Here is a 13650-nt window from a genome sequence, read left to right as displayed (position 1 = left end):
ACCCCTGCCGTCGGCTGTCAGTGCCTGCGCTTGTTCCGCTTTCCGCTCGGCCGAGCGCCGGGACGCGGGGCCTGCCCGGGTTCACGCACGGGGCGAGCGCCCAGTTCCCGGCCGGTCGCCGCGACCGCGCGCCGCTCCGCCTCGGCTCCCGCCCGCGCCGACGCCAGCCCGGCGCGCTTGTTGAGCACCTTCTTGGTGTGCGCCGCGACCGGACCCCACCGCTCCTTGATCGATACCAGCAGCGGCACCGCGAAGAAGATCGACGAGTACGCACCGACGATCATGCCGACCAGCTGCACCAGCGCCAGATCCTTCAGCGTGCCGACGCCGAGCAGCCACACCGCGATCACCAGCATGCCGACGATCGGCAGAATGCCGATGACGGTGGTGTTGATCGAACGCATCAGAGTCTGGTTCGCCGCGAGGTTCGCCTGTTCGGCATAGGTGCGCCGGGACGTATTCACCACACCGCGGGTGTTCTCCTCGACCTTGTCGAAGACGACGACATTGTCGTAGAGCACATAGCCGAGGATGGTCAGCAGACCGATTACCGCGGCAGGGGTCACCTCGAAGCCGACCAGCGAGTAGATACCCGCGGTGACGATCATGTTGAAGAACAGCGAGGCGATCGCCGCGACCGACATATCCCGTTCGAACCGGATGGCGATGTAGACCATGGTCAGCGCGATGAACACCACCAGCGCGATCACGGCCTTCTTGGTGATCTGGCTACCCCAGGTCTCGCTGATCTCCGCGACACTGATCGCGTTGCGAGAAACGTTGCCGTCCTTGTCCTTCGGTTGGAAGGCATTGAACAGCGCGGTCTGCAGCGCGTCGGTCTGGGCGGCGCTCAGCGTATCCGAGCGAACCTGGATGGTCTCCGCCGAACCGGACCCCACCTTCTGCACCGTCACCGGGGCGTGGCCGATGGTCTGGGAGTAGACGTCCTCGACCTTCTGCGTGGTCGCGGTCCCTGCCGCGGGCAACTGGATGCGTGAGCCGCCCGCGAAGTCGATGCCGAGGGTGAATCCGCGAATTCCGATGCTCAGCAACGAGATCAGCACGAAGGCCGCGGTCAGCGCGTAGTAGAAGCGCCGCCGACTGACGATCTTGAAACCGCCGGTGCCGGTGTAGAGGCGCTCGAAGACGCTGTGCTTCGGCGCGGCATCGTATTCGTTCATCTCGTCGGCGAGCGGCTCCACCGTCGAGTAACGGTCATCCGTCTCCCGACCGCCCCCAACGGAATCGCTGCGCGATGCTGTCCTCATCGTGACGTCTCCTTCACCAGAGCCTCGCCAGCCCTGCGTTCCCTGGCCACTTCCTGAATCGCGCCGAGCCCGTTGACCGACGGTTTGGCCCAGAACGGCGAGCGCGACGCCAGCATCATCAGCGGCGCGGTCACCAGGTAGAGCACGATCACGTCGAGGACGGTGGTGACACCGAGGGTGAACGCGAAGCCCTTCACCTGACCGGCGGCCAGAATGTAGAGCACGACCGAGGCGATCAGGCTGACGGTCTTGCCGGACAGGTTGGTGCGCTGGGCCCGCTGCCAACCGCGCGGCACCGCCGAGCGGAAGCTGCGACCCTCACGCATTTCGTCCTTGATGCGTTCGAAGAACACCACGAAGGAGTCGGCGGTCAGACCGATACCGATGATCAGACCGGCGATACCGGCCAGATCGAGGGTGAATCCGATCCACCGGCCGAGCAGCACGATGATGCCGTACACCGCGACACCGGAGGCGACCAGCGAGAATCCGGCGAGGAAGCCGAGCATCCGATAGTAGGCCAGGCAGTACAGCAGCACCACCGCGAGACCGATCGCACCGGCGAGCAGACCGGCGCGCAGCGAGGACAGACCCAACGTCGCCGATACCGTTTCGGCCTCCGAGGTCTGGAACGACAGCGGCAGCGAACCGTACTTCAGGGTGTTCGCGAGCTCCTTGGCGCTGGCCGCGGTGAAGCTGCCGGAGATGGTGGTGCGACCACCCTGCTGCGGACCCGACTGCACGACCGGCGCGCTGACCACCTTCGAGTCGAGTACGAACGCGACCCGCTTGTTGATGTATTCGCCGGTCAGCGTCGCCCAGGCATCACTACCACCGGATTTGAACTCGAGGTTCACCTCGTGGCGGGCCTGCTGCTGGTTCAGTCCCGAGGTGGCGTTCTTGATCTCCTGGCCGTCGATGCGGCTCTTGTCGAGCAGGAAGATCTCCTTGCCGTCGGTGGCGCAAGCGACCAGCGGCAGATTCGGATCGTCGTTACCCGCGAGCGGGTCGGCCTTGCTGCAGTCCATCGCGGCCATCGCGGCCTGCTGCACCGTGGGATCGGTGCTCTGTCGGGTCGCCTTGGCGTCCGCGATCTCCTTCTTCGCCTGCTCCTGCGGCGTCAGCCCGCCGGGCGGGGCCGGGGGCGAGGTCGGGGCCTGTGCCGGGAAGACGCGCGGCTGCGGGGTCGACTCGGCTGCGGGTGCGGACTCGGTGGTCGGCGCCACCCCGGTGCTGGGCGCGGACTGGGTGGTCGGCGCGGACTGGGTCGGCAGCGTCCCGTCCGGGTTCAGCTGCGTGGTGTCCGGCGTGGTGCCCGGAGTCGCCCCGGCGGTGCCGGAGGCCTGCGGCGTGCCCTTGCCGCCGACCGCTGGTACGGCCTGCAGCACCGGACGGATGTAGAGCTTGGCGGTGGTCGCCAGCGCCTTGGCCTGGCCACCGTCGTCACCCGGAACCGTGATCACCAGGTTGTCGCCATCGATGACGACCTCGGAACCCGAGACACCGAGGCCGTTGACACGGTTCTCGATGATCGACTGCGCCCGGCGCAGGCTGTCCTGGCTCGGCTTGCTGCCGTCGGGGGTGCGGGCGGTCAACGTGACCCGGGTCCCACCCTGTAGGTCGATGCCCAGCTTGGCGGTCGGGGAATGGTCACCGGCGAAGAACACCAGCGCATAGATCACGGCCAGCAGGACGGCGTAGACGCCGAGCAACCGGAGCGGATGCGCCGATCCCTGGGAAGGTGGCACAGTTCGTCATCTCCTAGGCGGAAGTCGAGGGTGGAACAGGCGGGCACGCACAGCCGGGCACCCGGACGGACCGCCCGCGGCGGTCCGTCAGCACGCGGGTGCACCGCTGGAACCGGGTCAGTCCTTGGTCAGCCGGGTCTCGGTCTGCTGCGCGGACTCCTCGACGGGACCGGCCTCGATCTCATCGGCCGCGATCTCATCGGCCACGGTCTCATCCGTGGTCTCGTCGGTGGTGCGCACATCGCGGATGGCCTGACGCAGCCAGGTGGTGATGACATCCTCGGCGATTTCGAGATCGACGGTGTCGTCATCGATATCGACCACGGTGCCGTAGAGCCCCGACGTGGTGGTTACCTGATCGCCGACCTTCAGGCTTTCCTGCATGGAGGTGACCTTCTCGGCCTCGCGCTTCTGGCGGCGCACACCGAGGAACATGGGCACGAGCAGGGCTACCAGCAGGAGCGGAAACAGAAGTTCCATCGTCGAAGTCAGTCCCTAGTCTGTGGGTGGGATGGACAAGTACATCCAACAGTCTGCCAGTTCGCGTCGTCGCCACCACACCGGCACACCCCCTGACGTCCCAGAACGCCGCTCCAGGCGGCATCAGGGGACGGTCCGCGGACCGATCGGCCCAGGTATTCCACGCCACCGCACTGGTCGACGCCGCCCGCATTGCCGCAGGTAACGAGCGAACCCCGCGACCGTGGTGGGTGGTCGCGGGGCTGCGCAACAGGGCGTTCTAAGCGATCTTGCCGTAGCGGTAGTCATCGAGCGGGAAGGCGACCGCTTCGCGGTGTGCGTTGATGGTGCTGGTCGGGCGCAGCAGGGCGGCCTCGCCGTGCTGATTGAAGTAGTAGCTGCGCGCGCTCGAGCAGTCACCGCCGTAGAAGACCGAGGAACCCAGCTTGTCGGTGACCCGATCCAGGAAGTGCCGGTTGGCCTGCTCGGTCACCTCGAAGGTGGTCTCGCCGCGACGGAAGGTCTCCTTCAACAGGCGGCCCATATGCTTCATCTGGGCCTCAATGGTGGTGAAGTACGACAGGCCGCTGTAGGAGTACGGACTGTTGAGGCTGAGGAAGTTCGGGAACTTCGGCACCGTGATGCCCTCATAGGCCTGGAAACGGTTGTCGCGCCAGAACTTTCCGAGGTCGACGCCCTCGCGGCCGATGATCTCGATGGCCGGGAAGTTCACATCCCACAGGTTGAAGCCGGTGGCCAGGATCAGCGTGTCGATCTCGGTCTTGTGGCCGTCGGCGGTGACAATGCCGTCGGGCTCGATGTGATCGATCGAGTTGGTCTCCAGCCGGACATTGGGCTGGTTGAATGCCTTGAAGTAGGCGTTGGAGAACGTAGGGCGCTTGCAGCCGAAGTCGTAGTGCGGGGTGAGCTGCTTGCGCGTCTCCCTATCGCGCACCTGCGCGCGAAGATGCGCCTTGGCCAGCACGCCCGCGGCCTTGTTCAGCGGCTTGGCTTGCTTGAAGTGCAACACGCCGAGCACCATCAGCGCCTCGAGCAGACTGGTGTTGACCAGCCGCGCGGCCTTCTGGGTGGCGGGCACGCGGGCGAACAACTGCTGCACCGGCGCGGGAATCGCGGTATCAATCTTGGGCACCACCCAGATCGGCGTGCGCTGGAAGACGGTGAGTTCCTTGGTCTTCTTCGCCGCCTCCGGCACCAACTGCACTGCGGTTGCGCCGGTGCCGATAACGGCGGCCTTGCGACCGGTGAGGTCGAAATCGTCCTCCCATGCGGTGGTGTGGATGATCTTGCCCGCGAAGGACTCGATGCCCGGAAACGGCGGGGTGTAGGGCTGGGACAGGAACCCGGTCGCGGTCAAAAGGTAACGGCCGGTAACGGTTTCACCACCGGTGATGGATACGGCCCAGTGCTGGTGCTCCTCATCCCAGCGGGCACCGTCCACCACCGTGCCGAAGCGCATCCGACGACGCAGGCCGTATTTGTCCGCGACGTGCTCGGCGTACTTCTTGAGCTCCTTGCCCGGTGCGAACAGCCGCGTCCAATACGGGTTGGGCTCAAAGGAATACGAGTAGGTCACCGAGGCGATATCGACGGCGAGCCCCGGGTAGTGGTTGACGTGCCAGGTGCCGCCGAGGTCGTCCTCGCGCTCCAGGATCACGAAATTGCTCAGACCGAGCCGGTCGAGCTCGATACCCGCACCCATACCGCCGAATCCCGCACCGACCACGACCGCGTCGTACTGAGGCGCCACGTCGAACCTCCTGCTAATTACATTCCAACGGGAATGTAGGAACCGTCTCTCACAGAATGACATCTCATTCCGTTTGTGAACACAGTATCATCGGGTGCGTGACGAAGCCATCCACGCGTGCGCCCCGACCGGCGGCCGGTAATGCGATCCAGCGACGCAAGGCCGAGCTGCGCCAGGAGATCATCGACACCGCGTTCATCTGCTTCGCCGAAAAGGGCTATCACGCCACCGGCATCGCCGATATCGCCAACGAGCTGGGCATCGGGCACGGCACGTTCTACCGGTACTTCAGCAACAAACGCGAGATCATCGACGTGGTCATCGACGATCTGGCCGCGCGGATCATCGACGCGCTCGGCACCGATAACGCGCCCGACGCCGCCACCTCCCTTGACGAATACCGCGCCCAGATCGATCGCATCGGCGCCGCGCTCACCCGGATCCTGGTGGCCGACCGCCGGGTCGCCCAGCTGCTGCTGTTCCACGCCACCGGTATCGATGACGAACTCACCACCCGGCTCTACGGGCTGCTCGATATGGCCGACGCGCTCACCGCCGGTTACCTCTCGCACGGTGTCGAGCTGGGCTACCTGCGGGCCGACCTCGACACCAAGAACACCGCCAAGGCCGTTACCGGCATGCTCATCGCGGGCATCGTGCAGGGGCTGCGCAATCCGGACGAAACCGCGGTCAACGAACTGAACGAGGCGATCCGGCGACTGCTCATCGACGGTGTGCGCAAGGACTGAATCGGCTCCGGCGAAACCGACAAATCTCCACCGGTTCGCCGCGGCGATCAGCGCTAGGGTGTAGCCAGATCGACTGTGGCCAACGGGGGCAGCACGTGTTCGGTAGAGACCGCCGAGTTCGAAAAATGCGTATTCGACCAGAGCAGGGCACCGCCCCTGACACAATGTCGCGAGTGACCCCCGAAGACGTGAGCCGCATCCATTTCGCCATGCCGCCGATGGGACACCGCGGCTATCACGCCGATGAGGTCGACGCCTTCCTCGAACTCGTCTCCGCGACGCTCGATGGGCAGGGTGTGCTGACCGCCGACGATATCCGGCACGTCGCCTTCGACGCCCCCCGCTTCGGCGGCCGCGGCTACCAGGCCGACCAGGTCGACGAATTCCTCGACCGGATCCGCATCGAACTGGAATTCCGCCAGCGCGGCAGCCGCCCGGTCCCCGCGGGCGGCAATGGCTCCGGCCCCGCCCTGCTCACTCCCGACGATGTGCACCACATGCAGTTCACCCAGGCCGCGGTCGGCCGCCGCGGCTACGACACCGATGAGGTGGACGCGTTCCTGGACTTGGTCGCCGCCACCCTGGCACACGGGGGCCCCGGCAGCCTCACCGTCATCGATGTCCGCGCGGTCCGCTTCACCGAGGCCCGTCTCGGCACCCGCGGCTACACCCGCGAAGAGGTCGACGCCTTCCTCGACCTGGTCGTCACCGCCCTGGAAAACGGAGCCAACCACCGCTAGTGCCGGTGGGTCATTCGAAGAGGTCGAGGGTGGGATGGGGTTCGCGGCCGCGGACCTCGATGGAGCCGAAGACCAGGTCCGGGGGCGGTACGAGGCCGAGATGCTCCCAGGCGGCGGCCGTTGCGACACGACCGCGGGGAGTGCGCGCCACCATGCCCGCGCGCACGAGAAAGGGTTCGCAGACCTCTTCGACCGTGGCGGCCTCCTCGCCGACGGCGACGGCCAGCGTCGAAACCCCAACGGGCCCACCGCCGAAACTGCGGACCAGGGCGCCCAGGACGGCGCGGTCCAAGCGGTCCAAACCCAGCACGTCGACGTCGTAGACCTCCAACGCCGCTTGGGCGATGGGACGGGTGATCAGGCCGTCGGCGCGAACCTCGGCATAGTCGCGGACGCGACGCAGCAGGCGGTTGGCGATGCGCGGGGTGCCGCGGGAGCGTCCGGCGATTTCGGCGGCTGCGTCGCGATCGATGGTGACGCCGAGGATATGGGCCGAGCGCTGCAGGATGCGCAGGAGCTCTTCGGGATCGTAGAAGTCCATATGGCCGGTGAAGCCGAAGCGGTCACGCAGCGGACCGGTGAGCGCACCTGAGCGGGTGGTCGCACCGACCAGGGTGAAAGGCGCGATATCGAGCGGAATCGAGGTTGCCCCAGGGCCCTTGCCGACGACCACGTCGACGCGGAAGTCCTCCATCGCGAGATAGAGCATTTCCTCGGCGGGCCGGGCGATCCGGTGGATCTCATCGATGAACAGCACATCGCCCTCGACCAGGTTGCTCAGCATGGCAGCGAGATCGCCCGCGCGCTCCAACGCCGGACCCGAGGTGATGCGCAGGGCCGTACCGAGTTCCGCGGCGATGATCATCGCCATACTGGTCTTGCCGAGGCCGGGCGGGCCGGACAGCAGCACGTGGTCCGGAGTGCCGCCACGCTGTTTGGCACCGCGCAGCACCAGCGTCAACTGTTCGCGCACGCGGGGCTGGCCGATGAAATCGTCGAGGGATTTCGGGCGCAGGTTGGCCTCGATCTCCCCGTCGGATTTGAGATAGCCTGCGGTGACCTGGGATTCGGATTCGGTGTCGTCGTAGTCCATGACGGTTTACCGGTTCTTGGCGAGCGAGCCGAGTGCGGCGCGCAATGCGGCCGAGGTGTCGGCGGCGGGCTGTTCGGCGAGTACGGCATCGACCGCCGGTTCCGCCTGTTTGGCGGGAAAGCCGAGCCCGATCAATGCCTCCACAACCTGCTCGCGCACCGGCGTGAGCACCGGTGTCGGCGCGGTACCCGGCGGACCCGCCTGCACCGGAACGAGATTCACCTTGTCCCGCAACTCGACCACCATGCGCTCGGCGCCGCGCTTACCGATGCCGGGCACCCGGGTCAGCGCCGCGACATTGCTCTCCGCGAGCGCCTTGCGCAGCGCCTCGGGCTCGAGCACCGCGAGCACCGCCATGGCCAGCCGCGGACCGACACCGGAGACGGTCTGCAGAAGACCGAACAGGTCACGGGATTCGGTATCGGCGAATCCGTACAGCGTCATCGAGTCCTCGCGCACGATCATCGCGGTGAACAGCCGGGATTCCTCGCCCCGGGTCAGCGTCGACAGCGTCGCCGGGGTGACATTGAGTCGGTAGCCGACGCCCGCCGCCTCGAGCACCACATGATCGAGCGCGATCTCGAGCACCTCACCGCGTACCGACGCGATCACGGGCGCACCACCTTCCGTTGTTCGGCAAGCCGCTGGGTGTACCGCCGCTGTGCCTCGGCGGCGCGCGCCTCGGCCTCGGCCATCCGCGCCATCAGCGGCGCCCGCCAACAATGACAGATCGCCAGGGCCAGCGCATCGGCCGCATCCGCCGGTTTCGGCGCGACCTGCAGGCCGAGGATACGCGTCACCATCGCGGTCACCTGAGCCTTGTCCGCAGTGCCATTGCCGGTGACGGCGGCCTTCACCTCGCTCGGGGTATGGAAGGCGACGGGTATGCCGCGCCGCGCGGCCGCCAGCGCGATCACCCCGCCCGCCTGCGCGGTGCCCATCGCGGTACGCACATTGTGCTGCGCGAACACCCGCTCGATCGCGACCGCATCGGGTTTGTGCGTGTCCATCCAGTGTTCGGCGACATCGGCGACGCCCATGAGCCGGTGTGCGAGATCCATGTCCGCGGGGGTGCGCACCACATCGACGTCGAGCGCCGTCACCTTCCGCCCCAGCCCGCCCTCGACCATGCTGAGGCCGCACCGGGTGAGCCCGGGGTCGACGCCCATCACCCGCACACGATCCCCTCTCGAAGACACGAACAACTGTTCGAGAGTCTAGTGGACCGCGCGACGCCGTTCACCAACGACACGGCGCCCGTCCGGGATTCGGCGTCGGGACCGATTCAGTCGAAGGTGTGGTAGCAGCTGACGTACGCGTACGACCCCGAATCGGAATCCTCGACGACCACCTTGCCGTCGCGCAGGATCCGACAACTCACCGTGCCGCCGCTCGACCCGCTGACAGTCGCCGACACCCGGCCCGAGCGAACGAATCCGGTGAGGGTCACGGCCTTGGTCCAGGGCAGCGGCGCGTCGTTGGCGTTGGAGCTGTCGAAATCGCCGCTGGTGAAGGTGATATCGGCGGTGCCGGTGCCGGAGACCTCATAGGTCACCGCGACTTCCTTCTTCGACTCCTTGTCGATCCGATAGGCGATGGATCCGAATACCGCGACGCACCCGCCGACGGTGAGCACGATCGCCAGAAAGACACCGCCCAATACCCACGGCCACACCGGCTTCCCCTTGGGCGGCTGCGGCGGATAGCCCGGGTAACCCGGATACCCCTGCCCGGGATAACCCGGGTACTGCGGTGGTGGTTGATAGGTCACGTGCACCCCTCCTGAATCCTGCACAACCAGCGATAGGACCTTACCGGACAAGGCCGTTCGGACTCCGCCTCACCTGTGCACCTAAATCGCCCCGGAAGCCAGCGGCGTTTCAGTAAAGCGCACCGGGTCGGCACCGAGCCACAGTTTTGCTGGAGCGGATTCACAGGGTTTCTCGAGGAATGGTCTCGACAATGCCGTAGGTGCCCGTAGTCCGTGCCCTGCTCGCCGCGCCCGCGACCCCCGTGACACCGCCACCGCCGCCACGGCTGCCGTCGGCGAATCTGAATCCGAGCTATCAGTACGGCTCCCACCACGGGATTTCGCTACTGCACGGCTGGTTACCGCTGACCGTCGAGTTGGTCGCGGTCGCCCTGCTGATCCTGGCCATCGGCTGGCGGACCCGGCGCTGGCGGCTGGTGCTGCTGCCGGTGTGCGCGGCGCTCGGTGTGGCGGGTGCGGTGGCCGCGTGGGCGTATGTGAACGATGAGGGGTTGGCATCGGATCCGGCGCCGATCGAGTTGTGGGCCTGTGCCGGCGCCGCGGTCGCGGCGATCGCCGTCGCCGCGCTCGGCTGGCGCAGTGCGCGCTGGTGGCGGCGCGGCGTCTCGATCCTCGCCGTACCCCTGGCACTGCTGAGCACCGGCATCGTGCTCAATCAGTGGGTCGGCTACTACCCCACCGTGCAGTCGGCGTGGAATGCGCTCACCGCGGGACCGCTGCCGAACCAGACCGATATCGACGCCCTTTCCGCACTGCGCAATACGAACGTCACCACCGGCAAGATCGTGCCGGTACGAATTCCCGACGCGGGCAGCGGATTTCCGCATCGCACCGAATACGTGTACCTGCCACCGGCCTGGTTCGCCGGTCCGACGCCGCCGACCCTGCCGGTGGTCATGATGATCGGTGGTGAGTTCAATACCCCCGCGGACTGGATTCGCAGCGGCCAGATCATGCCCGAGGTAGACAAGTTCACCGCCGCCAATGGCGGCCGCGCCCCCATCCTGGTCTTCGTCGATTCCAGCGGCAGTTTCAATAACGACACCGAATGCGTCAACGGTCCGCGCGGCGATGCCGCCGACCACCTGACCCGAGATGTGCCCGGCTACCTCGAATCTCGCTTCGGCGCGTCGGCGGATCCGGCGAACTGGGCCGTGGTCGGCTGGTCGATGGGCGGCACCTGCGCGGTCGACCTGGCCGTCATGCACCCCGAGCTGGTGCGCACTTTCGTCGATATCGCGGGCGATCTCGGTCCGACCTCGGGCACCAAAGAGCAGACGATCAAACGCCTTTTCGGTGGTGACGCCGACCGCTGGGCCGCCTTCGACCCGATCACCGTCATGGCCGAGCACGGCCCGTATACCGATATGGCCGGTTTGTTCGACGATCTCACCCCACCCAAATCCGGTCCGGGATCCCATGGTGCACGCCAGTCCGCGGCGGTCGACGACGACACCGTCGGCTTCGGCGGCCACGACGGCGTTGTCGACACCGGCGAGGTCGGCGCGGCCGAAAAGCTGTGTGCCGCGGGACATGAGGTCGGCATCGACTGCACCATCCACACCACCCAGGGCGGCCACACCTGGCAGTTCGCCGCGGCCGCCTTCACCTCGTCGTTTCCCTGGATAGTCGCACGGGTCGGACTTCCGGTGCCGGACGCGACCTGAAACCGATTGCGCGGCTGATCAGTCGGGCCGCGGCTCAGCCCAGCGACTCCGCTGGCGGTATCGACTCGGAACGAAAGGTCCGGCGATACGCCAGCGGTGCGACGCCGATCGAATCGTGTAGGTGCTGACGCAGTGAACTACCGGTCGCGAAGCCGACCTCACCCGCTATGCGGTCGACGGTCAGGTCGGTCGACTCGAGGAGTTGACGGGCACGGAAGACGCGCTGCTGGATGAGCCAGCGGCCCGGGCTCATGCCGACCTCGTCACGGAAGCGACGGGCGAAGGTGCGCTTGCTCATTCGGGCCCGCACCGCGAGATCGTCCATGGTCAAGGGCAATTGGAGGTTCTCGAGGGCCCAGTGGCGGGCGGCAGCGGTGCCCGCCGAGGTCGACGGAGGCACCGGCTGTTCGATGTACTGAGCCTGGCCGCCGTCGCGCCACGGCGGCACGACACAGCGCCGCGCCACCGAATTGGCGACCGCACTGCCGTGATCGCGGCGCACCAGATGCAGGCACAGATCGATACCGGCCGCCGCCCCCGCCGAGGTGAGCAGGTCATCGTCATCGACGTACAGGACATCGGTATCGAGGCGAACCCGAGGGAAGGTGCGCCGGAACTGGTCGGCCACATTCCAATGCGTCGTCGCGGGACGACCGTCGAGCAGTCCGGCCGCGGCCGTCACGAACGCCCCGGTGCAGATCGAGACGATGCGTGTGCCCGGCCGGATCCGCGCGAATGCCTGCATCAGCGGCGGCGGTAGCGTGCCACCGAGGGTCATTTCGATATCGCAGGCCGGAATCACCACGGTGTCAGCGGTTGCCAGCGCCCGGCTGTCGTGCTGGACGGCAATGGCGAAATCGGATCGGCTCGGCACGGGTGCGCCGTCGACCGAACAGGTGCTCACCTCGTAGTGCTCCGCGGCGGTGCCGAATACCCGGCTCGGAATGCCGAGTTCGAACGGATACACCCCGTCCAGCGCGAGCACGACCACACGATGCCGCCGCGCATCCGAAGGTCCGATCATGGCACGATCGTATCGAATATTGGCAATCGTGCCATTTCCCGGCGTCGCCGTCCTCGGCAGGCTGAAGGACATGAACGACACCACCATGCACGCGATCGGTCAGGATACGATCGGCGGCCCCGAGGTCCTGACCGAGATCGAACTGCCGATTCCGACGCCCGGTCCCGGCGAGATCCTGGTTCGGGTGCGGGCCGCTGGGCTCAATCCGACCGATTGGCGCCATCGCGGCGTCGCGGGACTGTTCCTCGACGAGCCGCCCTTCGTCCTGGGCTGGGATGTATCGGGTGAAGTGGTGCGGACCGGTATCGGGGTCACCCTGTTCGAACCGGGCGACGAGATCTTCGGCATGCTCCCCTACCCCAACGGCCACGGCGCGTGCGCCGAATACGTTGTCGGTCCCGCCCGCGCCTTCGCACCGAAACCATTGAACCTGGACCACATTCAGGCCGCCGCGGTCCCGCTGGCCGCCCTCACCGCCTGGCAGGCCCTCGTCGACACCGCGAAACTCCAAGCCGGACAGCGCATCCTGATCCACGCTGCCGCCGGTGGTGTCGGACACTTCGCAGTCCAGATCGCCAAGGCCCGGGGCGCTCACGTGATCGGCACCGCGAGCGCAGCCAACCACGCATTCCTGCGTGAGCTCGGCGTGGACGAGACGATCGATTACCGCACAACCGATTTCGCCGATGCGGTCCGCGACGTCGATGTCGTACTCGATTCCATCGATGACGAGAACAGCGTGCGGTCGCTGCGCACACTCCGCCCCGGCGGTCTGCTCGTCTCCCTGCGCGCATTCGGTCCCACCGCATTGACCGCCGAGGCACAGCGATCGGGAGTCCGGGCGGTGCGCATGCTGGTGGAGCACGACCACGCCGGGATGACCGCACTCGCCCGGCTCGCCGAATCCGGGACGCTGCGTCCTACCGTCGCCGGAGTCTTTCCACTCGCGGAGGCCGCGAAGGCGCACGCACTGGGCGAAACCGGCCGCACCGTCGGCAAATTGGTCCTCACGGTGCCGTGATCCGGCCCGGTCAGCGCTTCTTCGCCGCGCCGATCAGAATGTCGGCACCCCACCGGGTCAAGCGCCCGGCAATCGCCACGTAGAGAAAGATCGCGAAGTACACCAGGCTTGCGCCGTAGTCGTCGGCCCAGCCGGGCATCAGGTTCACCGTCGCGAACGCGGCAATGAGCAGGATCAGTCCCGCCGCGACCGCGAGCGGGGCGAGGGTGACATTCAGGTCGGTCGAATGGCCGGGACGCTCGTCGGCAAGGGATCGACTCATCAAGGTTGGTCTCTTTCCGGGCGGGACAAGTTCTCGGTGTTCTGGAGCCTGATCGGGTCGCCGCGACGGTTGTCGCG

General features: G+C 66.9%; 14 protein-coding genes. 4 read left to right on the top strand and 10 right to left on the bottom strand.

The features are described from left to right. Positions 1-17 precede the first annotated feature (17 nt). The 4 genes from secF to ACQP2D_RS14770 form a co-directional block, all read right to left on the bottom strand. Positions 18-1268: a protein translocase subunit SecF gene (secF, locus tag ACQP2D_RS14785; protein ID WP_433684266.1), complete on the bottom strand. Its 1251-nt coding sequence runs from the start codon at positions 1266-1268 to the stop codon at positions 18-20. Then, positions 1265-3016 carry a protein translocase subunit SecD gene (gene secD / locus ACQP2D_RS14780; RefSeq protein WP_433684265.1) on the bottom strand — a complete coding sequence of 584 codons (1752 nt, stop codon included), beginning with the start codon at positions 3014-3016 and terminating at the stop codon, positions 1265-1267. The genes secF and secD overlap by 4 nt, the downstream gene beginning before the upstream one ends. Positions 3017-3133: 117 nt before the next feature. Next, the gene (yajC, locus tag ACQP2D_RS14775; RefSeq protein ID WP_433684264.1) at positions 3134-3496 is read right to left on the bottom strand and encodes a preprotein translocase subunit YajC; all 363 of its coding nucleotides are present in this window, start codon (positions 3494-3496) and stop codon (positions 3134-3136) included. A 259-nt stretch (positions 3497-3755) separates the two neighbouring features. After that, positions 3756-5246: a flavin-containing monooxygenase gene (locus tag ACQP2D_RS14770; RefSeq protein ID WP_433684263.1), complete on the bottom strand. Its 1491-nt coding sequence runs from the start codon at positions 5244-5246 to the stop codon at positions 3756-3758. A 98-nt stretch (positions 5247-5344) separates the two neighbouring features. On the opposite strand from ACQP2D_RS14770, the gene ACQP2D_RS14765 reads away from it, so the two are divergent. After that, positions 5345-5995, top strand: coding sequence for a TetR/AcrR family transcriptional regulator (locus ACQP2D_RS14765; protein WP_433684262.1), 651 nt, complete (start codon positions 5345-5347; stop codon positions 5993-5995). A gap of 164 nt (positions 5996-6159) precedes the next feature. Next, entirely contained in the window at positions 6160-6735 is a 576-nt protein-coding gene (locus ACQP2D_RS14760) for a DivIVA domain-containing protein (RefSeq protein WP_433684261.1), read from the top strand. 10 nt (positions 6736-6745) lie between these two features. Here the strand turns inward: ACQP2D_RS14760 and ruvB are convergent, their stop codons facing one another. From ruvB to ACQP2D_RS14740, 4 genes are all read right to left on the bottom strand, one after another. After that, positions 6746-7828 (bottom strand): Holliday junction branch migration DNA helicase RuvB, encoded by a 1083-nt coding sequence (ruvB, locus tag ACQP2D_RS14755; RefSeq protein ID WP_433684260.1) that lies wholly within the window; start codon positions 7826-7828, stop codon positions 6746-6748. A 6-nt stretch (positions 7829-7834) separates the two neighbouring features. Beyond that, positions 7835-8440, bottom strand: coding sequence for a Holliday junction branch migration protein RuvA (ruvA, locus tag ACQP2D_RS14750; RefSeq protein WP_433684259.1), 606 nt, complete (start codon positions 8438-8440; stop codon positions 7835-7837). After that, positions 8437-9006 carry a crossover junction endodeoxyribonuclease RuvC gene (ruvC, locus tag ACQP2D_RS14745; RefSeq protein ID WP_433684258.1) on the bottom strand — a complete coding sequence of 190 codons (570 nt, stop codon included), beginning with the start codon at positions 9004-9006 and terminating at the stop codon, positions 8437-8439. The genes ruvA and ruvC overlap by 4 nt, the downstream gene beginning before the upstream one ends. Positions 9007-9113: 107 nt before the next feature. Beyond that, positions 9114-9599, bottom strand: a complete 486-nt coding sequence (locus tag ACQP2D_RS14740; RefSeq protein ID WP_433684257.1) for an MmpS family transport accessory protein — start codon at positions 9597-9599, stop codon at positions 9114-9116. A gap of 200 nt (positions 9600-9799) precedes the next feature. Here ACQP2D_RS14740 and ACQP2D_RS14735 point away from each other — a divergent pair, with 200 nt between their 5' ends. Then, entirely contained in the window at positions 9800-11266 is a 1467-nt protein-coding gene (locus ACQP2D_RS14735) for an alpha/beta hydrolase (RefSeq protein WP_433684256.1), read from the top strand. A 34-nt stretch (positions 11267-11300) separates the two neighbouring features. Here ACQP2D_RS14735 and ACQP2D_RS14730 read toward each other — a convergent pair whose 3' ends face one another. Beyond that, positions 11301-12290 carry a GlxA family transcriptional regulator gene (locus tag ACQP2D_RS14730; RefSeq protein ID WP_433684255.1) on the bottom strand — a complete coding sequence of 330 codons (990 nt, stop codon included), beginning with the start codon at positions 12288-12290 and terminating at the stop codon, positions 11301-11303. Between ACQP2D_RS14730 and ACQP2D_RS14725 the strand changes: the two genes are divergently transcribed. Further along, positions 12289-13311 (top strand): NADP-dependent oxidoreductase, encoded by a 1023-nt coding sequence (locus ACQP2D_RS14725; RefSeq protein ID WP_433684254.1) that lies wholly within the window; start codon positions 12289-12291, stop codon positions 13309-13311. The genes ACQP2D_RS14730 and ACQP2D_RS14725 overlap by 2 nt on opposite strands. 10 nt (positions 13312-13321) lie before the next feature. Here ACQP2D_RS14725 and ACQP2D_RS14720 read toward each other — a convergent pair whose 3' ends face one another. Beyond that, on the bottom strand, positions 13322-13573 hold the full coding sequence (locus ACQP2D_RS14720; RefSeq protein ID WP_433684253.1) for a hypothetical protein: 252 nt from the start codon (positions 13571-13573) through the stop codon (positions 13322-13324). Positions 13574-13650: the final 77 nt, after the last annotated feature.

This window comes from Nocardia sp. CA-119907, assembly GCF_050955995.1.
Lineage (GTDB): Bacteria > Actinomycetota > Actinomycetes > Mycobacteriales > Mycobacteriaceae > Nocardia.
This window is presented reverse-complemented; position numbering and strand designations above follow the sequence as displayed.

Coding starts and splice junctions, on each gene's coding strand:
- secF (WP_433684266.1), bottom strand. CDS start 1,268: ATGAGGACAGCATCGCGCAGCGATTCCGTTGGGGGCGGTCGGGAGACG.
- yajC (WP_433684264.1), bottom strand. CDS start 3,496: ATGGAACTTCTGTTTCCGCTCCTGCTGGTAGCCCTGCTCGTGCCCATG.
- ACQP2D_RS14760 (WP_433684261.1), top strand. CDS start 6,160: ATGTCGCGAGTGACCCCCGAAGACGTGAGCCGCATCCATTTCGCCATG.
- ruvB (WP_433684260.1), bottom strand. CDS start 7,828: ATGGACTACGACGACACCGAATCCGAATCCCAGGTCACCGCAGGCTAT.
- ACQP2D_RS14725 (WP_433684254.1), top strand. CDS start 12,289: ATGGCACGATCGTATCGAATATTGGCAATCGTGCCATTTCCCGGCGTC.
- ACQP2D_RS14730 (WP_433684255.1), bottom strand. CDS start 12,290: ATGATCGGACCTTCGGATGCGCGGCGGCATCGTGTGGTCGTGCTCGCG.
- ACQP2D_RS14720 (WP_433684253.1), bottom strand. CDS start 13,573: ATGAGTCGATCCCTTGCCGACGAGCGTCCCGGCCATTCGACCGACCTG.